Raw genomic sequence first — 23,466 nt, 5'->3', positions numbered from 1 at the left:
CACCAAAACGATGCTCCCACCCGGCGAAACCATCTTGCTCACCCTGCGGCTGGCCGGCTCCATCCCCGCCCGGGCCGGCCGTGAGCTGCAACAGCAGCGCGTAGCCGCCCAGGAAGCCGCCCGCACGGCTGCCACCGCCGAAGAAGCCCAAGCCGCTCACCGCCGCGCCGACAAACGCTTCTTCGCCGAGTTCGATGCCTTGCTCGACACGGCCAAAGTGGGCGGTGCCTACCTGGAAAAGGAGAAAATAGCCGAAGCCGTGGCCGGCGAGCTGCTGATGCTGGAGGAACAGGGTCTACACGTGCCCTGCTTCGTGCTGACCTTCAATCACGTGCATGCCGTGCTGCACCAGCCCGCCGGCCATGCCCTGTCGCTCTACAAAGCCCTGGAGCTGCTGCACCAGCGCACCGCCCAGCAGGCCCGCCGCATCTTGCGCGGCCAACTGCCCCGCGAGGCTGACTTCTGGCACTCCAGCCCCCACGAGCTACCTATTCTCGACGCCGAAGAGCTAACCCGCGTGCAAGCCTACCTGCTCGGCCACGCCGCCCGCCTACGCCTGCCTCAGCGCTACCACGAATGGCCCTACCAGCACAGCGCCTCGATGCGCTAGCCACACAGGCAGGGCCACGCTGACGTCGGCGCCTCACCCCCCGGCCCCCTCTCCGGGGAGAGGGGGAGCCGAATAGCTTTTGGGTCAAGTAGTTTGCCTGGCCGGCGCCGCACGCCAGTGGCTTAATCGTCCACAACCGAAGGTCAGCGAAGCTAAAATCCGTGGAATCCGAAAAATCCGTCTAAATCCGTGATTTATTTAGCCCGGTTGATGATGAACACGCTCAGCAGGATGATGCTCATGCCCAGCAGGTGCCACGCGTTGATTATTTCGCCATCGAGCAGGCCCCAGGCCAACGCCATAATGGGCACCAGGTAGGTATTGGAAGCGGCAAACAGCGCCGTCGACTGCTGGATGAGCTTGTTGAACAAGACCATAGCCACTGCCGTGCTCATGGTGGCCAGCAGGGCAATGTAGCCGAAGGCCGTCCAAGCACCGGGCACGTGCTGCAGCTTGTAGATAAAATCGGTGCCGAGCAGCAGGTAGGCCGCAGCCGGCCCGCCGATGAGCATGAGCAGCAGCCCCGTCACGGCCACCGACGGAATGCCGTGGAAGTGATGCTTAATGATGTTGACGCTCAGGCCGTAGCCCAGCGTGGCCAGCACGATGTAGAGCCCGTACCAAGCGTTGCCTTCACCGGAGGGGGTAGCCTCGCCGCCGCTGCCGCCCAGGCCCATCAGGACAATGGTGCCCAGCAGGCCGGCGCCAATGCCCAGGGCCCGCAGCCAGGTGATGCGCTGCCCAAAAAACATCGCACCCACCAGCAGCGTGAACACCACCGTCAGCGCGTTGAGCACGCCGGCCAGGCCCGAGGCCAGTTTGGTTTCGGCGTAGGCGAAGAGGAAAGCCGGAATCAGCGTGCCCACCACACCGCTCAGCAGCAGCCACTTGAAGCGGCTGCGCTCCACCCGGCGCACATGGCGCAGCGCAAAGGGCAGCAGCAGCAGCGAGGCCACCGTGACGCGAGTAGCGCCTAGCTCCAGCGCCGAAAACACCACCAAACCCTTCTTCATCAGGATAAACGACGTGCCCCAGATGGAGGCCAGCACGATGAGCAGTACCCAGGCCGAAAGCGGCGTGGGCTGGTGCGGGGGCGGGCCGGCCACGGTAGGCGAGGAGGGAGCTGCGGCGGCAGCGGGGGCGGAAGCAGGAGTGGAAGGCATCAGGCTGCAAAGGTCGGAAGAACCGCCGGTTCGGTTGCGGCAGGCTGCCGGGCCGTTATGTCGGGTACGACGCGCTATTCCGTACCGCACATGATCATCAGGTGCAACGCCTGCCCCGTCGGGCCTGTCTGTCTCCCCGTTATGATTAGACTTCTTCTTGCCCTGCTACTGTTCGCTGGCCTTGCACGCCCGGCCGCTGCGCAGTCTTCGCTGTACATGCCGCGCGACATCAAAGCCGCCTACGCCAAGGGCACCCGCGCCCCCGACGGCCGCCCCGGCCCGCGCTACTGGCAAAACCGCGCCCGCTACGACATCACCGTGCAGGCTGCCCCGCCCGCCCGCGACATCCGCGGCCGCGAACAAATCGTGTATACCAACAACAGCCCCGACACCCTCAAGCAGGTGGTGTTCCGGCTGATTGCCAATATTCACCAGCCCGGCGCCGCCCGCGACGGCGACGCCTCGCCGGCCTACCTCACCGAGGGCGTGCAAATCGACTCCTTCGCGGTGGCCGGTCAGGCCCAGGACCCCAAAGCCTGGCGTGGCCCTGCTACTGCCAAGTCCGTGCGCCTGCCCCGCCCGCTGCTGCCTCACGATTCGGTGCGCTTTTCGGTGGTGTGGCACTACAATATTTCCGAGGAGAGCGGCCGCGAGGGTACGATTGACCCCACCACGTACTTCCTGGCCTACAGCTACCCGCGCGTGGCCGTGTACGACGACTACAACGGCTGGGACCGGCTGCCCTTCGTCGACAGCAAAGAGTTCTACAACGACTTCAACGACTACACCCTGCGCGTGCGGGTGCCAGCGGGCTACCTCGTGTGGGCTACCGGCGTGCTGCAGAACGCTGGTAAAGTATTGCAGCCCACCTACGCCAAGCGCCTGAAAAAGGCCCTGACCAGCGACGAGGTCAGCCACATCGTCACGGCGGCCGAGCTGGCCAAGAAGAACGTCACGGCCCAGCAAGCCCTGAATACCTGGGTCTTCACGGCCCGCGAGGTGCCCGACGTCACCTTCGGCCTGAGCGACCATTACGTGTGGGACGCCGGCAGCGTCATCGTCGACACCAAAGCCAAGCGCCGCGCCCTCATGCAGGCCGCCTACGCCGAAAAGACCGTGGACTTTCGCGAGTCCGTGAAGAACGGGCAGTTCGCCCTGGGCTGGTTTTCGGACCCCAAAAACTGGCCCGGCGTGGCCTACCCATACCCCACGATGACGGCCTTCCAGGGCTTCGCCGACATGGAGTACCCGATGATGGTCAACGACAGCCCGCAGGACGACCCCAAGTTCGCCCAGTTTGTGCAGGACCACGAAATCGTGCACACTTACTTCCCCTTCTACATGGGCATCAACGAGAGCCGCTACGCCTACATGGACGAGGGCTGGGCCACCACGTTTGAGCTGCTCATCGGCCGGGCCGAGCGCGGCGCCGCGGCCGACGAACTGTATCGCCAGTTCCGGGTGCAGCGCTACATCCAGGACCCCAGCACCACTCAGGATTTGCCCATCATCACGCCCAGCAGCGAGCTTAAGGCCGGCTACGGCAACAACGCCTACGGCAAACCCTCGCTGAGCTACCTGGCCCTGAAAGACATGCTCGGCGACGAGCTGTTCAAGAAGTGCCTGCACGCGTTCATGGAACGCTGGCACGGCAAGCACCCCATTCCCTGGGACTATTTCAACACCATGAACAACGTCGCCGGCCAGGACCTGAGCTGGTTTTTCCAGAACTGGTTCTTTACCAATAACTACATCGACCTGGCCGTGGGCGCGGTGAATGGCACCACCCTCACGGTGCAGAACGTCGGCGGCTTCGCTATTCCCTTCGACGTGGCCGTGGAGTACACCGACGGCTCGAAAGCCACCCTGCACCAGTCGCCGGCCGTGTGGCAGGCCAACCAGCGCCAGGCCACCATCACCCTGCCCAAAGCCGCGAAGTCGGTGGCTCTGCAAGGTGGCCTGTTCATGGACGCCACCGAGAAGGACAACGTGTGGCGGCGGTAGCATAGGCCGGCGGCAGTACTGGCCGTCATTGCGAGCAAAGCGAAGCAATCCTTCCTCCCAAGGCACGACGACACGAGAAGCATTAACCAAAAACGATACTGCCCGAGGCCTTGCATCTGAGGCTTCGGGCAGTATCGTTTTTGGGTAGTAGGCATTGAGGCGGCGGTGCCACGAGAGGAAGGATTGACGCCGCTTGATGCGCGGAATGTCGTACCTTCTCGCAATGACGGCCAGTGTCGCCGCGCCGCTTCGGGCGTAACGGCAGCTTTACGGATAATACGTGTAGCGCCACACCTTGCGCCACACCAGGTCATATGCTTCATTGATGGGGCCGGTGCCGGAGTGCTTGTACCGGCTGATTTCCTCCAACAGTCCGCGCTGGTTGTAGCGGTAGATGTGGTGTTCCTGGGCAAAGTCGCGGGCCAGACGCAGGGTGTCGGTGGTGCGCTGCGGCCCCTGGCCAATGGGCAGCTGGTGGCCCGAATACTGGACCGAGGCTGCCGGCTGACCATCGGGGCGGTAGCGCATATACAGGATTTTCTGCAAGGAGCCACCATTCTCGCCCGTAATACTCGTCAGGAGTCTGCCGGCTTCGTCGTACTGCTGCACCGCTATGTCGTCGAGCCAGGGCCGGCCCTGCTGGTACTGGTAGCGCACCTGCCGGGTTATCTGGCCCTGGGCGTTGTAGTAAGTCGAATCGAGGCGCCGGGGATAAATCAGCTCTTCGTACTCCACCGTCGCAATGCGGCGCCCAGCGTAGTCGTAGCTGGCCCGCCAGCGCGCTGGAAACGACAGCCGCCCGCCCAGCATGGTGGCCTCGTGGTGCACGCCCTCCACGGCGTTGCCGCGCAGGTCGTAGTGCGTCGTTTCCAGAAAATACCAACGCTCATGGCCGTAAAGCCCGGTTTCGTGGACGTAGCGCTGAATAACCTTATTCTGCGGCCCGTAAATCCAGTGCTCCACCGACTCCAGCTCCTCATCGGTGTGGTGCTCGATGGCCACGGTGCGGCCCTGCGCATCTTCCACGTAGACTTCTGTGCTGCGCGGCCCCCGGGTTTCGTAGGCCGGGTCGTTTTCGTGTGGGGCGTCGGCGCTCAGCCACCGGCCGGTAGGGGAGTAGTGCGTGGTCGTTTGCTCCGTCAGCTGCTGCGGGTCCTCCTGGCTGGGGCTCCACAGCTCCGTGACCGTCCGGATGCGGTGCTGCCGCACGAATACGGAATCGTGCAGGCGGTCCTGCGGCTGCTGGGCCCACGAAGCCAACGGGGCTGCCCCGCGCAGCAAGCCCGGCAGCAGCCCCGTGAATAGCGTGCGGCGCATCATGTCGAAGAACCGCCCTCTACGCGTACACCGCCTCGCTCTGCGCAATGTCCGCCAGGATAGCCCGCACCTCGTCGGGCGTACCGGCTTCCACCAGCTGGGTGCGCCACTGCTTGGCGCCCACCAGGCCCTTGAAGTAGTGCGCGTAGTGCCGGCGCATCTCGAACACGCCCAGTTTCGGTCCCTTCCACTCGATGCTCTTCTCGAAGTGCATCACGCAGGCCGCCACGCGCTCTTCCAGCGTGGGCGGGGCTAGCTTTTCGCCGGTGGCCACGAAGTGCTTGATTTCGCGGAAAATCCAGGGGTAGCCGATGGAGGCGCGCCCGATCATGATGCCATCGACGCCGTAGCGGTTCTTGTACTCCACGGCTTTTTCCGGCGAGTCGATGTCGCCGTTGCCGAAAATCGGGATGCGGATGCGCGAATTCTCCTTGATCTTGGCAATCAGGCGCCAGTCGGCGTCGCCCTTGTACATCTGCACGCGCGTGCGGCCGTGCACCGTCAGCGCCTCGATGCCGATATCCTGAAGCCGTTCGGCCACTTCCTCCACGTTTTTGGTCGACTCGTCCCAGCCCAGGCGGGTTTTCACCGTCACGGGCAGGTGCGTGGCTTTCACCACGGCCTCGGTCATGGCCACCATCTTCGGAATGTCGCGCAGCAGGGCCGCGCCGGCACCTTTACAGGCCACCTGCTTTACCGGGCAGCCGTAGTTGATGTCGATGAGGTCGGGGCCGGCCACGGTGCTGATGCGGGCGCACTCACCCATGGTGTCCACGTCGGAGCCGAAGAGCTGAATGCCGATGGGCCGCTCGTAGTCGAACACGTCCAGCTTCTGCCGGCTCTTGGCCGCCGCCCGAATCAGCCCTTCCGACGACACGAACTCCGTGTACATCAGATCCGCCCCGCCCTGCTTGCACACGGCGCGGAACGGCGGGTCCGACACGTCCTCCATCGGGGCGAGGAGCAAAGGGAAATCGGGCAGGGCAATGTCGCGGATATGAACCATGGTAAGCGGAAGGATGTAGAGGCGCGCGCAACGCGCCCGTCGGGCCAACCACGCACGTCCGTCGACCGCGACGTACCTGGTTAGCGTATTTTGCGCAAATTTACGACAGAAGGAAGTAGCGCGTAAGAAGTGCTGAATAGTCAGTCTTGCGGGCAAGAATCATGACAGTCAAATTCTTGCCCTAAGCCCGGGCTACCCGACTCCCTACTCATTACCCGGTACTCAATACCAAAATCCCATGAAAGGTTTCGCTCGCGCGCAAGACACCCCGCATCCCATCGTCGCCCTGATGCTGCTGGTGGTGCTCATTGTGGCGGGCATGTGCATCGGCTTTTTCGTGGCCATGCTGCTCATCGGCGCCGTGTACGGCACGCAGGTGCTGATGCGCATCACCGGCATCATTGCCGCCCCCCAGACCACGCCCGAGGGCTGGGGCATCCTGATGATTATGCAAGGCGTGCCGCTGCTCTTCGGCTTCGGCGGCGGGGCACTGGCCCTACTGCGCCTGCCCGCCTTCCGCCACGACGCGTCGGCCAACCTCGCCCTGCGCCCGGCTACCGCGCCGTGGCTGCTGGCCGCCATGGCCCTGATTATCGTGAGCGTGCCGGCCATGTCGGTGCTCATTGCCTGGAACGCCGACCTGCACCTGCCGCCGGCCCTCTACAGCTGGGAGCGGGCCGCCCGCCTCTACGAAGACCAGGCCCAAACGCTCACTACTTTCCTTACGCGCTTCAACACCCCGAGCCGCTTCCTGGTGGCCCTGATCGTGGTGGCCGTCATTCCCGCCATTGCCGAGGAGCTGACGTTCCGGGGCGTGGTGCTGCGCCAGCTGGCCCGCTGGACGCACTCCGTACACTGGGGCGTGTGGCTGTCGGCCATCGTGTTCAGCGCCATCCACGTGCAGTTCTTCGGCTTCTTTCCGCGCATGCTGCTGGGGGTAGTGCTGGGTTACCTCTTCGCCTGGAGCGGTAACATTCGCGTGTCCATGGCCGCGCACTTTGCCCAGAATGCCTTCCAGCTGCTGCTGATTTACCTGCAGCAGCGCGGCGCCATCAGCTTCGACGCCGATTCCAACGAATCCCTGCCCTGGCACTGGGCGCTGCTCTCCTTGCTGCTCACCGCCGGCCTGCTCTACTGGTTCTACCAGCAACGCTACGTAGCCCCCATCGAGGCGCACACGCTCACCGCCCGCGGCGTGCAGGTGCGCGCCGAGACGCCAGCCGCTGTGCCGCCCGTGGCAGGGCACACGCTCACCGGCCACGGCGTAGAAGCCCCCGATTCGCCCAAAGCGTAAGCTGCCCTTATCCCGATTACCCGCTCCTTCGCGCCCTCCACCCGCTTTGACTACGCCCGCTACTCCGCCTCCCGCCGCCACCGAATCCGCCGACGCCCAGAAGAAGCCGCCGGGCATGTCCAATATGTGGCAGCGCATCATTTCCGGCGTCGTCGGCGCGGTGCTGCTGCTGGGCTCTATCTGGTATAGTGGCTGGACGTTCGGCCTGTTCTTCGGGCTGGTGCAGGCCCGCATGCTGTGGGAGTTCTACCGCATGATGAAGGAGCTGAACTACAAGCCGGCGGCTGTGATTGGGGTTGTAATGAGCCTGGTACTCTTTTTCAGCTTGTTCCTGATTCGGATAGATGCTCATCGGGCGCCGGGTTCACGGGATATGCAAGAGCTGGCTTGGTCCTATATTCCGGTATTCCTGGCGGTCTGCTTCCTAGCGCCCATCATCCTGCTGCTGCGCGAAATGTACTGGTGGCCGCGCGAGAAGCAGCCCTTTTCGCCCTTCCCCAACGTCGGCGTGGCCCTGCTCGGCTTGTTCTACGTCACCCTGCCCATGAGCGGGCTCAACGTGCTGGCCTTCGGCCCCGAGGGCTACGACTACCGCCGCATCTTCGGCCTGCTGTTCATGGTCTGGGCCGCCGATACCGGGGCCTACATTGCCGGCAAAAACTTCGGCCGTAACAAGCTTGCCCTGAGCATCTCGCCCGGCAAAACCTGGGAAGGCTGGATCGGCGGCACCCTGCTCACCCTGGCCGTGGGCTGGGCCCTGGGCTACCTCATTCCCGAAATGCCCCTCATCACCCGCTTGGTAGCAGCCCTTGTCGTATCCGTCTTCGGCGTGCTCGGAGACTTAGCCGAATCCATGCTCAAGCGTAGCGTGGGAGTGAAGGATTCCGGCCGCATCATGCCCGGCCACGGCGGCCTGCTCGACCGCTTCGATGCCTTTCTCTTCGTCGTGCCCGTGCTGGTAGTCCTGCAACTGCTGTTCGGCACGTAGCCCAAGCCCCAGAGACTAAAGGCTAGAGTTAGTTCCCCTCCTCAGATGAGGAGGGGCTAGGGGTGGTTGAAAGACCAGGGCTAGATTTAAAGCTAAAAACACTGCGTTGTTAGGCGCCACTAGCATGCCGCCCGCCTCCACCGCTCTTCCGCACCTTCCCACCGCCTCACCGACCCTTCCCACCGGCTCGCCGATCGTCTCCACCAGCTCGTCGACACCTCCTACCACCTCGCCGCAGGGCTCTACCACCTCGCCGCCAGTAACTACCGTCTCGTCGCATTCAACTACCGCTTCGCCGAGGCCAACTACCACTTCGCCGCGGCTAACTACCACTTCGCCGGCACCAACTACCAGCTCTCCGACGATAACTACCGCTTCGTCGGCGCCACTATACCGGCTGAAACCCCAACTTTAGCCGTTGCCTAACGACTGTAAGCCGTATATATCCGTATTGGGGAATCCTAGTACCTTTGGCGCGCTTTTTACGCCCGCTGGTCCGGCTGCTCGGCTGGCTTCGGGCGGCGCTGTTTCTGCATTCCCCCACAATTCCCCATCCCTTTTACCCGACCAACAGCATGGCCTCTAACACGGTTTACAAGGAGCCGGCCCCGAAGGTGGACCGCGAAAACCCGCTCGAATCGATGATGTCGCGCTTCAACGTGGCCGCCGACATCCTCGGCCTCGACGACGCGACCTACAACGTGCTCAAAGCGGCGGACAAGCAGGTTATCGTGCACATCCCCGTAACCATGGACAACGGCGAAGTGCGCGTGTTCGAAGGTTACCGCGTGGTGCACAACACCGTGCTGGGCCCCTCCAAAGGCGGCATCCGCTACGATAAGAACGTGCACCTCGACGAGGTGAAGGCCTTGGCCGCCTGGATGACGTGGAAGTGCGCCGTGGTCGACCTGCCCTACGGCGGTGCCAAGGGCGGCATCATCTGCGACCCCACCACCATGTCGGCCGGCGAAATTGAGCGCCTCACCCGCGCTTACACGCTGGCTATGAAGGACGTGTTCGGCCCCGACCGCGACATCCCGGCTCCCGACATGGGCACCGGCCCGCGCGAAATGGCCTGGCTGATGGACGAATTCTCCAAGACCGTGGGCGCCACCACCCCGGCCGTCGTGACGGGCAAGCCCCTGGTAATGGGCGGCTCGCTGGGCCGCACCGAGGCCACCGGCCGCGGCGTGATGGTATCGGCCCTGGCCGCCATGCGCAAGCTGGGCATGAAGCCCGAAGAATCCTCGGCCGCCGTGCAGGGCTTCGGCAACGTGGGCTCCTGGGCCGCCAAGCTGCTCTGCGAACAAGGCGTTAAGATCAAGGCCGTCAGCGACGTATCGGGTGCCTACTGGAACGAGAACGGCATCAACATCGACGAAGCCATTGCCTATAAGAATGCCCATAAGGGCCGCCTCGACGGCTACACCGGCGCCGTGCTGATGGACAACGCCGACGACCTGCTCACCCTGCCCGTCGACGTGCTCGTGCCCGCCGCCGTGGAGGACGTCATCACCGAGCACAACGCCCACGACATCAAGGCTCGCCTGATCGTGGAAGGCGCCAACGGCCCCACCTCGGCCTCCGCCGACCCCATCATCAACGAGAAAGGCATCATGGTGGTGCCCGACATCCTGGCCAACTCCGGCGGCGTGACCGTGTCCTACTTCGAGTGGGTGCAGAACCGCCAGGGCTTCAAGTGGACCGAGGAAATGGTGACCGAGCGCGCCGACCGCATCATGTCCGACGCCTTCGAGAAAGTGTACGCCACCAGCCAGAAATACAACGTGCCGATGCGCATCGCCGCCTACGTGGTAGCCATCGACAAAGTCGCCCAGACCTACAAGTTCCGCGGTAGCTTCTAAGCCCGCCGCCGAAGCTTGTTGCGCGGATTTCCGTATACAAGCTTTGTCATCCTTTCTGCTAAGTATAGCCCGGGTCGCAAGGCCCGGGCTATCTTTGTAACCATACCACCCGCTCCCTCCCGTTTTCTCCCGCTTACCTTGCCGCTCGTTTGTTTTGCCTGATTGCCCTCTGAACCGGTATTATCAGATCAATCAGCGCTAATCTGCGATTTATGAAGATCCACAAAGAAGGTCGCCGTATCCTGTTTTTCACGCTGCTGGCCCTGCTGGCCGTGAACCTGTTGCTCTACCAATTCAACGAGCAGGGCGTGGGCTTCAACCGCGTGTTTTCGGCCATTTCCGTGGTGGCCTTTCTCTTGCTGCTGCAGTTTTTCCGTAGCCCTTTCCGCAACCTGCTCACCCACGAAGACATCGTTATTGCTCCGGCCGACGGCAAGGTGGTTGTGATTGAGGACGTGCACGAGCCGGAGTTCTTTGACGGGGTGCGCAAGCAGATCAGCATCTTCATGTCGCCCATCAACGTGCACATCACCCGCAACCCGGTGTCGGGCACGGTGAAGTACTTCAAGTACCACCCCGGCAAGTACTTGGTAGCGTGGCACCCGAAGAGCAGCACCAAGAACGAGCGCACCACGGTGGTAGTGGAAACCGAAGCCGGCCCGCAGGTACTGTTCCGCCAGATTGCCGGTGCCATGGCTCGCCGCATCGTGTGGTACGTCAACGAGGGCGACGAAGTAAGCCAGGGCGAAGAGTTCGGCTTCATCAAGTTCGGCTCGCGCGTCGACGTATTCGTGCCGGTGGATACCGACGTGAAAGTGCAGATTGGCGAGAAAGTGAAGGGTGGCCAGACAGTCATTGCCCAGCTCAAAACGCCGCCGGCCAGCTTGTTCTAAGCCGCTTCAGCCCGATATTATCTGCCCGGCAACTTCCCGTTGCCGGGCTTTTTGTTTACTGCTATGCCAGCATTGCCGCCATTTATCAGCGACGTATTCGTCCGGGTGTTGACCGGGCAGTTACCCATTGCTGATTTCGAGCAGTGGGTCTACCGCACGCCCGAGCTGGAAGCGCACCTGTCGGCCGACGATTACCTAGAGCTAATCAGCATTAGATACCCAAGCCCGGACGCTCAAGCGGATATTGCATGGGTGTTGGAGCGCTACGTGGATTGGGGTGAATTGCAACGGGAGGAGTTGCTCGGCTTGCTTCGCACCATTGCCGCACGGACATCCCCAGATGCGGTATTCGACGCGCTGGTCACTTGTTATGACTGGTATTGGCGTGGCTGCCGCTTTCTGGAAGGTCTGGGCCTGCGTTTTGGGCTGGAAGCCGATGCTGACTACGGCTGGGGCGGAATGCGTGGGGAGTGGAAAGCCCTACCCACGGAAGAAAAGCAGGCTTACTTAATGGGCTTCTACCCAGCGGTACAACACGAAGCAGAGCAAGTGGCGGGCTGGCTAACGGCCGGGCTTATCCGCTTCGAGCACCAGCCCTATTCTTCCCAAGAGGATTATATCTACTACACCGATACCCGGCCGCAAGCCCTGGCAGGGGTGGCACCAGAGCCGAAAAGCGCGGACCCAGGCCCGCCCGCTGGCGCGCCGAATCGTAAGAAGTTTCGGCAGCGGCGCAGCTGACAGCCAGCTACGCTGCTACTCCAGCAGGTGCGGCAGGAACTCCGACAGGTTGGTGATGATGCCCTCGGCGCGGCGGAAGCCGATGGCGCAGGCCTCGCCGGCCCAGAACACGCCGGCCTGGTAGCGGCGGCCCTGCGCATCGGTGGGGAAGTCCAGCCACTGCTGGCGTACTTGGGGCTGCTCGTCGTAGTCGCCGGGCTCGGCGTGGCGCACCTGGCCGGCTTCGATTTCCGTCAGGCTCTGACCCTCGCGGCCAAACAGCGGCTTGCGCACGTAGTGGCCATTCAGGTCAGTAAGGCTGGCTTCGGCCAGCAGCGGGTGGTGCGGAAACACTTCCCAGAGCCGCGCCAGCATGGCCTTGCTCTGAAAAATCAGGCTGTAGGGCGGGTTGGCAATGATCAGGTCGCGGCTGAGCAGCAGCTGGGTCAGGTCGTTGGTCAGCTCGGGCTCTTCCTCGGCCAGCAGCTCCCAAGGCACCAGCTTGAACACGAAGCCGAAGCGCTGCCACTGGTTGGGCGCTATTTCGGCCCAGGCGCCCCGGTCCTCGCCGTCGAGCGACACCTGCATGGCGTCGACGGAGCACACGTGCGCCGTGGCAAAGCCAGCGGCGCGGGCGGCTTCGGCCACCACGGTGCAGTTGGTTTCATCTTCCTCGCTGTCGGGCAGGTGCACGAGCAGCAGGCTGGGCTCGAGGTCGGGGTTGAGCTGCAGCCACTCGCGCAACTGCAGCTCCAGCCCTTCGAATAGGCCGTTGGCCTGTTGCTGGTCCTCGGGGCGGCCGGCGGCCATCAGGCTGGCCCACTGCACCACGGCCGTTTCGGGCAGGCTGGTGGCTGTATCGGCGTTGAACTCCACCAGCTTAGGCCCCTCGGCGGTGGCGGCCAGGTCGAAGCGGCCGTAAAGGTGCCAGTGCCGCTCGTCGTTCCAGGTGTGGCGCACGGCCTGCCACAGATTCTGCGGAATGCCCAACTGCTGCAGGAAATCATCCGGCATGGAGTCGGGCACGGCCTGAACGTACATTTCGTAGAGCGAATCGGCAGCTTGCAGCAGCTCCTCGGCCGCGGCTTCGGTGAGCACCACGGCTTCGCGGGCCAGGTAGGTGGCGCAGGCGTCTTCCATGGCCCAGTCCCAGCCCAGGCGGTGCAGGGCCGGTTCAACGTCGCCCGAGAGGGGCAGCAAACGAATCATATCGGGAAATGAAGCATGAGGAAGCAATAAAAAGAATGGCGAAAGGGCATGGCCAAGAAGCCTATGCTCATGGCTGCAATTTGTCCTTCCTCATTCTTCCTTCTTCACTAAGCAATTAGCCGCCGAAGCCACCAAACCCGCGGCTGCGGCTGCCAAAGCCACTGCTGCGGCCGCTGGGCGCGGTACTGCGGTAGGTGCTGCGCGACGAGGACGTGCTGCGCGTGTATGTGGGGCTTTCCTGGACGCCGGCGTTGCGGGAGGTGCGGCTGCCGCTGAAGCCCCGGCCGAAAAAGCCGCGGCCTTCGTTTTGCCGCTCGCGGGCAATGTTTTGGCGCCAGCCGTAGTTGCCTTGCATCACGCCCGGATTGGCGTAGTAGCCGGGGTTGGGCGTGAGGAAGCGCCCGGCCATGTAGCCGATGCTGCTCCACATGAGCACGTCCATCAGGCCGGTGCTGCCCACGCGGTTTTCGGGGTAGCGCCGGCTGTAGTCCTGCATTTGCCGCTGCAGGGCCTGGCCCTGCAGCGTGTCCGTTTTGCCATCGAAGTGGTGCAGGATGGCGGCTACTTCCTCCTTGCCGGCCGGGCGCTCAGCCGTAATTTTCCACTGGCCGGGCTGCACCTCCGTCATTTCCGTGATGACGCCCTGGCTGTAACTCTCGCCGCTCCAGTCGGCGGTGGCTTCGTCGGTGTCGCGGCGGCCGTTGTCGGAAGAGCAAGCCGGCAGGATGGCCAGGCCCAAGCTGGCTGCGGCGGCCAGCAGCAGTACGTTGCGGCGCCAGTCGCCGAGGCGGTAGAAGGGTTTGTTCATAGCGCAGACAAATAAAGATTTTTGCCGGAATAACTCCGGCAGTGCCCGTTGACGCCTATAACGAAAGAGCCGGCTCCGGGGCGAATGATGAGCTAGAACCACTGCGCCATCCGCTGGCACAGCTGCTCCAGGTAGTGCTGGTCCGTCTCGTCAAAGTCGTTGAGCTGGTCGCTGTCCACGTCGAGCACGGCTACTACCTCGCCGTCCTTGAGGATGGGCACCACGATTTCCGATTGCGACAGGGAGCTGCAGGCAATGTGTCCCGGAAACCGCTCCACATCGGGCACCAGCAAGGTGCGGGCTTGCTCCCAGGCGGCGCCACATACGCCCTTGCCGCGGCGGATGCGGGTGCAGGCCACCGGCCCTTGGAACGGACCGAGTACCAATTCGCCGTTTTTTACGGCGTACACGCCTACCCAGAAAAACCCGAAGGCCTCTTTCAGCGCCGCCATGGCATTAGCGAGGTTGGCTACCTGGTCGTCTTCGCCCGTGGTCAGGGCCTCGATTTGCGGGAGCAGGGCTTGGTATTGCTGGGCTTTGGAAAGCGTGCGGTCAATGAGAAGGTCTTCGGCCATGAGGCAAAGATGAAATTGTGAAAGGCGCAGTGGTGAATTGAGCTATAAACAAAATTACAGCTGGAAGGTGCGAGCCTGCGGCAAAAGCAGCCTAACGCATGCCCTTCGCACTTTCACAACCTCACAACTTCACCACTTGTCTCAGCCAAATACAAACAGCTCGTCCTGCCCGATGCGGTGATGCTCGCGCAGGCCCGTCAGGCTCAGCGGCGGGGCCACCACGCCGCCCGCCCCGATGCGCACCTCCGTACTGCGCAGCACCCGGATTTCGTCCCACAGGCCGGCTTCGAGCAGCATGGTGTGCAGGGCCGGGCCGCCTTCCACCAGCACCGATTGCACGCGGCGGGCGTTGAGGTCGTCGAGGATGGCCGGGAGCATATCGGTCTGCGCGGGCACGGTCACGTAGCTCAGGTTCGGCTGGTTTTCGCGCTGGCCGTTGGTGTATACCACGGTGGGCTGCGCGCCGTCGAGCAGGTTGTGGGTGGCCGGCAGCGTCAGGCCGCGGTCGATGACTAGGCGCAGCGGGTTGGGGCCGGGCCACTCGCGCACGTTCAGCTGCGGGTTGTCGTTGAGGGCCGTGTGCGTGCCCACCATGATGGCCTGCTCCTCGGTGCGCCAGCGGTGCACCAGCATCTTGGCTGCCGGCCCGCTGATGGCCACCGGCTGCCCGCTGGGCCCGGCCACGAAGCCGTCGCGCGACTCGGCCCACTTCAGAATCAGGTACGGGCGGCCCAGCTCCTGCACGGTGAAAAACCGCCGGTTCAGCCGCCGGCCTTCTGCGCTCAGCAAGCCGGTGCGCACGGGTATGCCCGCTTCGCGCAGCTTGGCATAGCCGCGGCCCGCCACCAGCGGATTGGGGTCGTCGTTGCACACGATGACCTCGCCCACGCCCCGGGCAATGAGCAGGTCGGCGCAGGGCGGGGTCTTGCCGAAGTGGGAGCAGGGCTCCAGCGTGACGTACACCCGGCACTGGCCCAGGTCCACCTCGGCGGGCACGGCCGCCAGCGCGTTGACTTCGGCGTGCGGCTCGCCGTACTGCTCGTGCCAGCCTTCGCCCACCACGCGGCCAGCAGCATCCGTCACCACGCAGCCCACCATGGGGTTGGGCCGGGCGGTGTGGGCACCGAGCACCGCCAAATCCAGGGCGCGGCGCATCATCAGGTGCTCGTGGGTGGTAAAGTCAGTAACCACAGGAGAAACGGATACCATAGCGGATGACGGGAGGGCGAAACAAGCCGTAAACGAGCAAACGTACTGCGCAGGCTATAGGGCAGCGGCGGCCGTGTACTTTTGCCGAAGGAAAGTGGAACGGGACTAGCCAGTCCTGACAGTAAACATACTATTCCCCGCCCCATTCGGCTGCCAAGGCGTTAGCCATCCGTTTTACTTGTTTCCGCATCCGTCCGCACCCGTGGTTACCATTCGCCAGCTCACCGACCAGCTTACCCGCGACCTGCAGGCCGTGTACCCCGCGCCCGAAGCCGCCAGCGTGGCTGCGTGGCTGGTGGAGCACCTGCTGCAGCTCGACGGCCTGCAGCGGCGGATGCGCGCCGCCGAGCCCGTTGAGCCCGCCGTGGCCCCACGCGTGGCGGCCCTGCTGCCGCGCCTGCTGCGCCACGAGCCCGTGCAGTACGTGCTGGGCACGGCCACCTTCCTCGACCTGGAGCTGGAAGTAACGCCCGCTACGCTTATTCCGCGGCCCGAAACCGAGGAACTGGTCGAGTTGATAGCCCGCGAGCAGGCCGGCCGCCGCGGTCTGCGCGTCCTCGATGTGGGCACCGGTTCGGGCTGCATTCCCATTGCTTTGGCGCGCCAGCTTCCTGACAGCCAGGTGCACGGCTTGGATATTTCAGCTGAAGCCTTGGCCGTGGCCCGCCGCAACGGTCAGCGCTACGCCCCGCAGGTGCAGTGGCTGCAGGCCAATATCCTGCGCGAGGGGCCGCCCGGCCTCGGGGCAGCCTCCCTCGACGTGCTGGTGAGCAATCCGCCCTACGTGCGGGCCTCCGAGCAGGCCTTGATGCGCCCCAACGTACTCGAATATGAGCCGCACACCGCCCTGTTTGTGGCCGATGACGACCCACTGCTGTTCTACCGCCGCATTGCCGGGCTGGGCACCACGCTGCTGGCGCCGGGCGGCGCTATTTACTTCGAAATCAACGAGGCGCTGCCCACGGAAACCATAGCTCTGCTCACGGCGCACGGCTACGTAGCGGCCCGGGCGCTACCCGACCTAAGCGGACGGGCACGCATGGTGCGCGCCACCTGGCCCGGGCACAGTAGCCCCGTCCAACCCGATGGCGTCTAAGTGAAAAGGCCTACCTTTGGGGGCCGAAAAACCAGCTCCGCGTTCGTTCAATGCCCGATACCGATTCCCCGTACTATGCGCACCCCACCGCCGTCCTCGACGAAGGGTGCCGCATCGGCGCCGGCACGCGCATCTGGCACTTCTGCCACGTGAGCAGCGGGGCCGAGCTGGGCGAAGATTGTTCGCTGGGCCAGAACGTGTTTGTGGCCGGTGGCGTACGCCTGGGCCGCAATGTGAAGGTGCAGAACAACGTAAGCCTGTACGCTGGCGTAGAATGCGCCGACGATGTGTTTTTGGGCCCCTCCGTAGTGTTTACCAACGTGCTGAACCCGCGCGCTGCCGTGGTGCGCCGCCATCAGTACCAGCCCACCCGGCTGGGCCGCGGCGTGAGCATCGGCGCCAACGCCACCATCGTGTGCGGCGTCACCCTGGGTGACTACGCCTTCGTGGGGGCCGGCGCCGTCGTAACCAAGGACGTACCAGCGTACGGCCTGGTATACGGCAACCCCGCCCGCCGCCGCGGGTGGATGAGCCGCGCCGGCCACGTGCTCCGGTTCGACGCCGAGGGCTACGCCCGCTGCCCCGAGGGCGGCGAGGTGTACAGCCTTCACCAGAACGGCACCCTTACCTGTATTACTCCCGACTCCAACGCGTAACCAACGCAACGACCTGTGTACGAGCAGTTACTGAACAAAGAGGCCAAGCTGGCCGTCATCGGCCTCGGCTACGTAGGCCTGCCCATTGCCCTCGAGTTTGCCCGCAAAATCAGCGTTATCGGCTTCGACATCAACGCCCAGCGCGTGGAGATGATGCGCAATCACGTAGACCCCAGCGGGGAGCTGGAATCCGAAGCGTTTGAAGGCTGCGACATCACCTTTACCGATTCGCTGGACGTGCTGCGCGAGGCCCGCTTCTTTGTGGTGGCCGTGCCCACGCCCATCGACGAGCACGCCATGCCCGACCTGAAGCCGCTTATCGGCGCTTCGACCACGGTGGGCAAGGTGCTGAAAGCCGGCGACTACGTGGTCTACGAATCGACCGTGTACCCGGGCTGCACCGAAGAGGACTGCATTCCGATTCTGGAACGCGAGTCGGGCCTGAAATTCCCCACTGACTTCAAGGTGGGCTACTCGCCCGAGCGCATCAACCCCGGCGACAAGGAGCACACGCTCTCGACCATCGTGAAGGTGGTGGCCGGCTGCGACGCCGAGTCGCTGGAGGAAATTGCCCAGACCTACGAGCTGGTGGTGAAGGCCGGCGTGCACCGCGCCTCGTCGATCAAAGTGGCCGAAGCCGCCAAGATCATCGAAAACACCCAGCGCGACGTCAACATCGCCCTGATGAACGAGCTGTCGATGATTTTCGACCGCATGAGCATCAACACCTACGAGGTGCTGGAAGCTGCCGGCACCAAGTGGAACTTCCTGAAGTTTTCGCCCGGCCTGGTGGGCGGCCACTGCATCGGTGTGGATCCTTACTACCTGACCTACAAGGCCAAGGAGCTGGGCTACGACGCGAAGGTTATCCTCTCGGGCCGCACCACCAACGACGGCATGGGCGCCTACATCGCGCGCAAAACCGTGCAGATGATGATCAAGCAGGGCAAGGACGTGGCCAAGAGCAAGGTGCTGGTGATGGGCGCCACGTTCAAGGAAAACGTGGAAGACATCCGCAACTCCAAGGTGGCCGACGTCATCAACGAGCTGAAAAACTTCTCCGTCAACATCGACATCGTGGACCCGCACGCCGACTCCGACGAGCTGCACCACGAGTACGGCTTCCGCCTCACGCCGCAGGAGCAGATCGGCTCGGATTACGACGCGGTTATCGTGGCCGTGAGCCACAAGCCCTACACCGAGAAGGACGAAGTGTACTTCAAGTCCATCACCGCCGACAAAGCCGTGCTGGTGGACATTAAGGGCCTGTTCCGCGAGAAAATCAACAACGACGCGCTGCACTACTGGAGCCTGTAAAGCGAGATGGTGAGGTGGTGAAATGGGGAGTGACGTTCTGCTTGCGCTATCTGCGCAGTGGCGCGCCTCCTGAGCATCAACTCACTATTTCACCATTTCACTATTTCACCTATGAAAAAGATTCTCGTCACGGGCGGCGCGGGCTACATCGGCTCGCACACGGTGGTGGCCCTGCAGGAAGCGGGCTTCCAGCCAGTTATCGTCGACAATTTCTCCAACTCCAAGGAGTCGGTGCTGGATGGGCTGCGCAGCATTCTAGGTGCGGAAGTGAAAAGCTACCACGTCGACTGCAACGACAAGGCCGCGTTTCGGCAGGTATTTGAGCAGGAAGGCGATGTAGCCGGCGTGATTCACTTCGCGGCTTTCAAGGCCGTGGGCGAATCGGTGCAGAAGCCGCTGGCCTATTTCCAGAACAACGTTGGTTCGCTGCTCGTGCTGCTGGAGCTGATGCAGGAGTTCAAGGTGAACAACCTGGTCTTCTCCTCGTCCTGCACCGTGTACGGCGTGCCGGACGCGCTGCCCGTGACCGAGCAGACGCCGACCAAACCCGCCAACTCGCCCTACGGCCGCACCAAGCAGATGTGCGAAGACATTCTGCGTGACCTGTCGCAGGCACCCGGCAACGAGGTGAAAAGCATCCTGCTGCGCTACTTTAACCCCATCGGCGCGCATCCGTCGGCCAAGATCGGGGAGCTGCCGCTGGGCGTGCCCAACAACCTGGTGCCCTTCGTGACGCAGACGGCCGCCGGCTGGCGCCAAGAGCTGACCGTGTACGGCGTGGACTACGACACCATTGACGGTTCTTGCGTGCGCGACTACATCTACGTCGGTGACCTGGCCCGCGCCCACGTGGTAGCGGTGCAGCGTCAGCTCGACGGCAAAGCCGAAGACGTGGAAGTGTTCAACGTGGGGACCGGCAACGGCAACTCGGTACTGGAAGTGGTAGGTGCCTTCGAGAAGGTTACCGGCCAGCCGCTGAAGTACCGCACCGGTCCGCGCCGCGCCGGCGACGTGCCCGCCATCTACGCCGATGCCACCAAAGCCGCCGAGGTGCTGGGTTTCCGCACCGAGGTGGGCCTGGAAGAAGCGCTGACCACAGCCTGGCGCTGGCAGCAAACCTTGAAAAATGAGTAGATGAGCCAATGAGTGGGTGAGCAGATGCCTTGGCGGCAATTCACCCACTCATTGGCTCATTCGCCCATCCATTCATTTATCTCATGAAAATCCTCATTACCGGCGGGGCGGGCTTTATCGGGTCGCACGTGGTGCGCCTGTTCGTCACGAAGTACCCCCAGTACCAGATCCTGAACCTGGATGCGCTGACCTACGCGGGCAACCTGGAAAACCTGCGCGACATCGAGGACCGGCCGAACTACCGCTTCGTGAAGGGCGACCTGACCGATCAGGCCTTCGTGGACCAGCTCTTTGCTACCGAGGAGCCGGATGCGGTGATTCACCTCGCGGCCGAGTCGCACGTGGACCGCTCCATTACCGACCCGCTGGCCTTCGTCAAGACCAACGTGCTCGGCACGGTGCACCTGCTGAACGCTGCCCGCCACCTGTGGCAGCCCCTGGGCTACGAGGGCAAGGTGTTTTACCACGTGAGCACCGACGAGGTGTACGGCTCGCTGGAAATGGGCACCGACATGTTCACGGAAAGCACGCCCTACGACCCCCGTTCGCCGTACTCGGCCTCCAAGGCGTCGTCGGACCACTTCGTGCGGGCCTGGTACCACACCTACCACATGCCGGTAAAGGTGTCGAACTGCTCCAACAACTACGGCCCCAACCACTTCCCCGAGAAGCTCATCCCGCTGGCGCTGCACCGCATCCAGAAGGGCGAGCCGATTCCGGTGTACGGCAAGGGCGAAAACGTGCGCGACTGGCTGTTCGTGAAGGACCACGCCACGGCCATCGACGCGGTGTTCCATAAGGGCCAGGTAGGCGAGACCTACAACATCGGCGGCGTGAACGAGTGGAAGAACATCGACCTCATCCACCTGCTCTGCGACGTGATGGACGAGAAAACCGGCAAGCCGCAAGGCACCTCCCGCCAGCTCATCAAGTTCGTCACCGACCGCGCCGGCCACGACCTGCGCTACGCCATCGACTCCTCCAAGATCATGAACGAGCTGGGCTGGAAGCCCTCCGTGACCTTCGAGCAGGGCCTGCGCCAGACGGTGGACTGGTACTTCGAAAACGAGGAGTGGCTGCACAACGTGACCAGCGGCGCCTACCAGGATTACTACCGCCAGCAGTACGCGGCACGGTAGTATCAATGAGGAAGGAAGAAGGAGAAGGGAAGAAGTGCGTCGCCGCTCAGCTTCCGTTGCCTGCTCTTGCTTCCTCATTTCTCCTTCTTCATTAAATCTGCATGTACGAATCCCCCTTTCACGAGCAGCCGCTCGATAACCTGACCTTCCTCGTCACCGGCGGGGCAGGTTTTATTGGTTCCAACATCGTTGAGTACCTGCTGAAGTACGGCGTGAAGAAGGTGCACACCTTCGACAACTACTCCAACGGCTTCCGCAAGAACCTGCGCCTGTTCGAAGGCCACCCGGCCCTGGAAATCCTGGATGGCGACATCCGCGACCCGGAAGCCTGCCGCAAGGCCTGCGAGGGCGTCGACGTGGTGCTGCACCAAGCCGCGCTGGGCTCGGTGCCGCGCTCCATCAACGACCCGATTACGAGCAACGACGTGAACGTGGGCGGCTTCGTGAACATGCTGGTGGCTGCCAAGGACGCGGGTGTGAAGCGCTTCGTGTACGCCGCATCTTCGTCGACCTACGGCGACTCGCCCCACCTGCCCAAGGTAGAGGACCGCATCGGCAAGCCTCTGTCGCCCTACGCCGTGACCAAGTACGCCAACGAGCTGTACGCCGACGTATTCGGGAAGACCTACGGCATGGAAATCATCGGGCTGCGCTACTTCAACATCTTCGGCCCGCGCCAGGACCCGAACGGGGCCTACGCCGCCGTGATTCCGCTGTTTATCGACGCAGTGTTGCAGGGCAAGGCGCCGCGCATCAACGGCGACGGCGGCCAGACCCGCGACTTCACCTTCGTGGAGAACTGCGTGCAGGCCAACATCCGGGCGGCCCTGGTGCAGAACCCCGAGGCCGTGAATCAGGTGTACAACATCGCCGTGGCTGACCGCACTTCGCTCAACGACCTGTTCAACATCCTCAAAGAGGAAGCCGGCGTCGACATCACCCCGGAGTACGGCCCCAACCGCGCCGGCGACATCCGCGACTCGCTGGCGGATATCTCCAAGGCTAAGAACCTGCTGGGCTACGACCCGCAGGTACGCATCCGCGAAGGCCTGAAGAAGACGCTGGACTGGTTCCGCGCCAACCAAGAGTTTATTGGGATGAGGGATTGATAGATAAGGGATAAAGGTCAAAAGGTTCTTACGAATTTCACGTCATGCATGATTACCGGGAACTGCGGGTGTGGCAGGATGCCATTAATCTGGCAGTGGAAGTGTACCAGCTGACGTCCTTATTTCCCTCATCCGAAAAATTTAATCTAGTAAGCCAAATGAATCGGGCTGCCGTTTTGGTGGGCTCGAACATTGGCGAAGGTGCCGGGCGGGCTTCCAATGCGGAGTTTACCCAGTTTCTGCACTACGCCAGCGGCTCGTGCACCGAGTTAATTACCCAAATCGTCATTGCCGAAAGGCTGGGGTTTGCCTCAAAGGAAGGGGCGGAAACCGTTTCTGCCAGAGTACAGTCAGTCCACCGCCAGATAATTTCCCTGATCCAAACCCTCCGCAAAGGATAAGCCGCGCCAACCTGCAAAGCGTCCTTTATCCTTCATCCTTCCATCCTTCATCCTCCCAAATGAAAGGCATCATCCTGGCCGGCGGCTCCGGCACCCGCTTGCACCCGCTCACGCTGGCCGTCAGCAAGCAGCTCATGCCGGTCTACGACAAGCCGATGATATACTATCCGCTGTCGATTCTGATGATGGCGGGCATCCGCGAAATTCTCATCATCACCACCCCGCACGACCAGCCCCAGTTCCAGAAGCTGCTCGGCGACGGGCAAAGCCTGGGGTGCCGTTTTGAGTACGTGGTGCAAGAGGTGCCCAACGGGCTGGCCCAGGCCTTCGTGCTCGGCGCCGATTTCATCGGGCAGGACAAAGTGGCCCTGGTGCTCGGCGACAATATCTTCTACGGCGCCGGCATGGAGGAACTGCTCAAGAGCAACAGCGACCCGGACGGCGGCGTGGTGTACGCTTACCACGTGCACGACCCGGAGCGTTACGGCGTGGTGGAGTTCGACGACAACCGCCAGGCGCTCAGCATCGAAGAGAAGCCCAAGCAGCCCAAGAGCAACTACGCCGTGCCCGGCTTGTACTTCTACGACAACGAAGTGGTGCAGATTGCCAAGGACCTGAAGCCTTCGTCCCGCGGCGAGTATGAAATCACCGACGTGAACCAGGAGTACCTGCGCCGTGGCAAGCTGAAAGTAGGTATCCTGGGCCGCGGCACCGCCTGGCTGGATACCGGCACCTTCGAGAGCCTGATGCAGGCCGGTGAGTTCGTACGCGTCATCGAGCAACGCCAGGGCCTGAAGGTGGGCTCCATCGAGGAAGTGGCGTACCGCCAGGGCTTTATCGATGCCGAGCAGCTGCGCAAAATTGCCGAGCCCCTGCGCAAGAGCGGCTACGGCGACTACCTGTTACGCCTGCCTGAGCAACAGCTGCTGGAAGGGTAATACCTTAATCAGGAA

At 63.1% G+C, this 23,466-nt stretch carries 22 protein-coding genes; 15 read left to right on the top strand and 7 right to left on the bottom strand.

Annotation, left to right across the window (positions count from 1 at the left end; translation table 11 throughout):
• Positions 1 to 10 precede the first annotated feature (10 nt).
• Positions 11 to 610: a hypothetical protein gene (locus B0919_RS02200; protein ID WP_078010553.1), complete on the top strand. Its 600-nt coding sequence runs from the start codon at positions 11 to 13 to the stop codon at positions 608 to 610.
• A 194-nt stretch (positions 611 to 804) separates the two neighbouring features.
• On the opposite strand, the gene B0919_RS02195 is transcribed toward B0919_RS02200, so the two are convergent.
• Positions 805 to 1,773, bottom strand: coding sequence for a DMT family transporter (locus tag B0919_RS02195; RefSeq protein WP_078010552.1), 969 nt, complete (start codon positions 1,771 to 1,773; stop codon positions 805 to 807).
• A gap of 141 nt (positions 1,774 to 1,914) precedes the next feature.
• Between B0919_RS02195 and B0919_RS02190 the strand changes: the two genes are divergently transcribed.
• Entirely contained in the window at positions 1,915 to 3,777 is a 1,863-nt protein-coding gene (locus B0919_RS02190) for a M1 family metallopeptidase (RefSeq protein ID WP_078010550.1), read from the top strand.
• A 267-nt stretch (positions 3,778 to 4,044) separates the two neighbouring features.
• Here B0919_RS02190 and B0919_RS02185 read toward each other — a convergent pair whose 3' ends face one another.
• Together B0919_RS02185 and dusB are read right to left on the bottom strand one after the other, a co-directional pair.
• Complete coding sequence (locus tag B0919_RS02185; protein WP_078010549.1) at positions 4,045 to 5,097, bottom strand: hypothetical protein; 1,053 nt, start codon at positions 5,095 to 5,097, stop codon at positions 4,045 to 4,047.
• A 16-nt stretch (positions 5,098 to 5,113) separates the two neighbouring features.
• Positions 5,114 to 6,100 carry a tRNA dihydrouridine synthase DusB gene (gene dusB / locus B0919_RS02180; protein WP_078010548.1) on the bottom strand — a complete coding sequence of 329 codons (987 nt, stop codon included), beginning with the start codon at positions 6,098 to 6,100 and terminating at the stop codon, positions 5,114 to 5,116.
• Between the two features lie 238 nt (positions 6,101 to 6,338).
• Here dusB and B0919_RS02175 point away from each other — a divergent pair, with 238 nt between their 5' ends.
• The 5 genes from B0919_RS02175 to B0919_RS02155 all read left to right on the top strand — a co-directional run bounded on the left by B0919_RS02175 (position 6,339) and on the right by B0919_RS02155 (position 11,881).
• Entirely contained in the window at positions 6,339 to 7,394 is a 1,056-nt protein-coding gene (locus tag B0919_RS02175) for a CPBP family intramembrane glutamic endopeptidase (RefSeq protein ID WP_078010547.1), read from the top strand.
• Between the two features lie 46 nt (positions 7,395 to 7,440).
• Positions 7,441 to 8,382: a phosphatidate cytidylyltransferase gene (locus B0919_RS02170; RefSeq protein WP_078010546.1), complete on the top strand. Its 942-nt coding sequence runs from the start codon at positions 7,441 to 7,443 to the stop codon at positions 8,380 to 8,382.
• Positions 8,383 to 8,957: 575 nt separating this feature from the next.
• Positions 8,958 to 10,247, top strand: a complete 1,290-nt coding sequence (locus tag B0919_RS02165) for a Glu/Leu/Phe/Val family dehydrogenase (RefSeq protein ID WP_078010545.1) — start codon at positions 8,958 to 8,960, stop codon at positions 10,245 to 10,247.
• Between the two features lie 212 nt (positions 10,248 to 10,459).
• A complete protein-coding gene (locus B0919_RS02160) occupies positions 10,460 to 11,140 on the top strand; it encodes a phosphatidylserine decarboxylase family protein (RefSeq protein ID WP_078010544.1) in 681 nt (226 codons plus the stop codon).
• Positions 11,141 to 11,203: 63 nt separating this feature from the next.
• A complete protein-coding gene (locus B0919_RS02155) occupies positions 11,204 to 11,881 on the top strand; it encodes a hypothetical protein (protein ID WP_078010543.1) in 678 nt (225 codons plus the stop codon).
• A 15-nt stretch (positions 11,882 to 11,896) separates the two neighbouring features.
• Here the strand turns inward: B0919_RS02155 and B0919_RS02150 are convergent, their stop codons facing one another.
• The 4 genes from B0919_RS02150 to ribD all read right to left on the bottom strand — a co-directional run bounded on the left by B0919_RS02150 (position 11,897) and on the right by ribD (position 15,643).
• Positions 11,897 to 13,069, bottom strand: a complete 1,173-nt coding sequence (locus tag B0919_RS02150) for a glutathionylspermidine synthase family protein (RefSeq protein WP_078010542.1) — start codon at positions 13,067 to 13,069, stop codon at positions 11,897 to 11,899.
• Between the two features lie 115 nt (positions 13,070 to 13,184).
• Positions 13,185 to 13,877, bottom strand: coding sequence for a hypothetical protein (locus tag B0919_RS02145; protein WP_078010541.1), 693 nt, complete (start codon positions 13,875 to 13,877; stop codon positions 13,185 to 13,187).
• Positions 13,878 to 13,969: 92 nt separating this feature from the next.
• Entirely contained in the window at positions 13,970 to 14,452 is a 483-nt protein-coding gene (locus B0919_RS02140; protein ID WP_078010540.1) for a GAF domain-containing protein, read from the bottom strand.
• A 141-nt stretch (positions 14,453 to 14,593) separates the two neighbouring features.
• Positions 14,594 to 15,643 (bottom strand): bifunctional diaminohydroxyphosphoribosylaminopyrimidine deaminase/5-amino-6-(5-phosphoribosylamino)uracil reductase RibD, encoded by a 1,050-nt coding sequence (ribD, locus tag B0919_RS02135; RefSeq protein ID WP_254846449.1) that lies wholly within the window; start codon positions 15,641 to 15,643, stop codon positions 14,594 to 14,596.
• Between the two features lie 220 nt (positions 15,644 to 15,863).
• Between ribD and prmC the strand changes: the two genes are divergently transcribed.
• The 8 genes from prmC (at position 15,864) to rfbA (ending at position 23,451) form a co-directional block, all read left to right on the top strand.
• Complete coding sequence (gene prmC, locus B0919_RS02130) at positions 15,864 to 16,757, top strand: peptide chain release factor N(5)-glutamine methyltransferase (RefSeq protein WP_078010538.1); 894 nt, start codon at positions 15,864 to 15,866, stop codon at positions 16,755 to 16,757.
• Positions 16,758 to 16,807: 50 nt separating this feature from the next.
• Positions 16,808 to 17,413 (top strand): acyltransferase, encoded by a 606-nt coding sequence (locus B0919_RS02125; protein ID WP_078010537.1) that lies wholly within the window; start codon positions 16,808 to 16,810, stop codon positions 17,411 to 17,413.
• Between the two features lie 15 nt (positions 17,414 to 17,428).
• A complete protein-coding gene (locus B0919_RS02120; RefSeq protein WP_078010536.1) occupies positions 17,429 to 18,730 on the top strand; it encodes a nucleotide sugar dehydrogenase in 1,302 nt (433 codons plus the stop codon).
• A gap of 111 nt (positions 18,731 to 18,841) precedes the next feature.
• Positions 18,842 to 19,864 carry a UDP-glucose 4-epimerase GalE gene (gene galE / locus B0919_RS02115; protein WP_078010535.1) on the top strand — a complete coding sequence of 341 codons (1,023 nt, stop codon included), beginning with the start codon at positions 18,842 to 18,844 and terminating at the stop codon, positions 19,862 to 19,864.
• Positions 19,865 to 19,947: 83 nt separating this feature from the next.
• A complete protein-coding gene (rfbB, locus tag B0919_RS02110) occupies positions 19,948 to 21,003 on the top strand; it encodes a dTDP-glucose 4,6-dehydratase (RefSeq protein ID WP_078010534.1) in 1,056 nt (351 codons plus the stop codon).
• 101 nt (positions 21,004 to 21,104) lie between these two features.
• Positions 21,105 to 22,112: an SDR family oxidoreductase gene (locus tag B0919_RS02105; RefSeq protein WP_078010533.1), complete on the top strand. Its 1,008-nt coding sequence runs from the start codon at positions 21,105 to 21,107 to the stop codon at positions 22,110 to 22,112.
• A 44-nt stretch (positions 22,113 to 22,156) separates the two neighbouring features.
• Complete coding sequence (locus B0919_RS02100; RefSeq protein WP_078010532.1) at positions 22,157 to 22,513, top strand: four helix bundle protein; 357 nt, start codon at positions 22,157 to 22,159, stop codon at positions 22,511 to 22,513.
• Positions 22,514 to 22,572: 59 nt separating this feature from the next.
• On the top strand, positions 22,573 to 23,451 hold the full coding sequence (gene rfbA / locus B0919_RS02095; protein WP_078010531.1) for a glucose-1-phosphate thymidylyltransferase RfbA: 879 nt from the start codon (positions 22,573 to 22,575) through the stop codon (positions 23,449 to 23,451).
• Positions 23,452 to 23,466: the final 15 nt, after the last annotated feature.

Origin of the sequence: Hymenobacter sp. CRA2 (assembly GCF_002007105.1) — a bacterium.
GTDB lineage: Bacteria > Bacteroidota > Bacteroidia > Cytophagales > Hymenobacteraceae > Solirubrum.
The sequence above is the reverse complement of the archived record's forward strand: the minus strand, read 5'-3'. Positions and strand labels throughout refer to the sequence as shown.

Coding starts and splice junctions, on each gene's coding strand:
- B0919_RS02145 (WP_078010541.1), bottom strand. CDS start 13,877: ATGAACAAACCCTTCTACCGCCTCGGCGACTGGCGCCGCAACGTACTG.
- B0919_RS02185 (WP_078010549.1), bottom strand. CDS start 5,097: ATGATGCGCCGCACGCTATTCACGGGGCTGCTGCCGGGCTTGCTGCGC.
- B0919_RS02190 (WP_078010550.1), top strand. CDS start 1,915: ATGATTAGACTTCTTCTTGCCCTGCTACTGTTCGCTGGCCTTGCACGC.
- rfbA (WP_078010531.1), top strand. CDS start 22,573: ATGAAAGGCATCATCCTGGCCGGCGGCTCCGGCACCCGCTTGCACCCG.
- B0919_RS02125 (WP_078010537.1), top strand. CDS start 16,808: ATGCCCGATACCGATTCCCCGTACTATGCGCACCCCACCGCCGTCCTC.
- B0919_RS02165 (WP_078010545.1), top strand. CDS start 8,958: ATGGCCTCTAACACGGTTTACAAGGAGCCGGCCCCGAAGGTGGACCGC.
- B0919_RS02155 (WP_078010543.1), top strand. CDS start 11,204: ATGCCAGCATTGCCGCCATTTATCAGCGACGTATTCGTCCGGGTGTTG.
- rfbB (WP_078010534.1), top strand. CDS start 19,948: ATGAAAATCCTCATTACCGGCGGGGCGGGCTTTATCGGGTCGCACGTG.
- B0919_RS02200 (WP_078010553.1), top strand. CDS start 11: ATGCTCCCACCCGGCGAAACCATCTTGCTCACCCTGCGGCTGGCCGGC.
- dusB (WP_078010548.1), bottom strand. CDS start 6,100: ATGGTTCATATCCGCGACATTGCCCTGCCCGATTTCCCTTTGCTCCTC.
- B0919_RS02105 (WP_078010533.1), top strand. CDS start 21,105: ATGTACGAATCCCCCTTTCACGAGCAGCCGCTCGATAACCTGACCTTC.
- B0919_RS02195 (WP_078010552.1), bottom strand. CDS start 1,773: ATGCCTTCCACTCCTGCTTCCGCCCCCGCTGCCGCCGCAGCTCCCTCC.
- B0919_RS02175 (WP_078010547.1), top strand. CDS start 6,339: ATGAAAGGTTTCGCTCGCGCGCAAGACACCCCGCATCCCATCGTCGCC.
- B0919_RS02160 (WP_078010544.1), top strand. CDS start 10,460: ATGAAGATCCACAAAGAAGGTCGCCGTATCCTGTTTTTCACGCTGCTG.
- galE (WP_078010535.1), top strand. CDS start 18,842: ATGAAAAAGATTCTCGTCACGGGCGGCGCGGGCTACATCGGCTCGCAC.
- B0919_RS02150 (WP_078010542.1), bottom strand. CDS start 13,069: ATGATTCGTTTGCTGCCCCTCTCGGGCGACGTTGAACCGGCCCTGCAC.
- B0919_RS02100 (WP_078010532.1), top strand. CDS start 22,157: ATGCATGATTACCGGGAACTGCGGGTGTGGCAGGATGCCATTAATCTG.
- B0919_RS02140 (WP_078010540.1), bottom strand. CDS start 14,452: ATGGCCGAAGACCTTCTCATTGACCGCACGCTTTCCAAAGCCCAGCAA.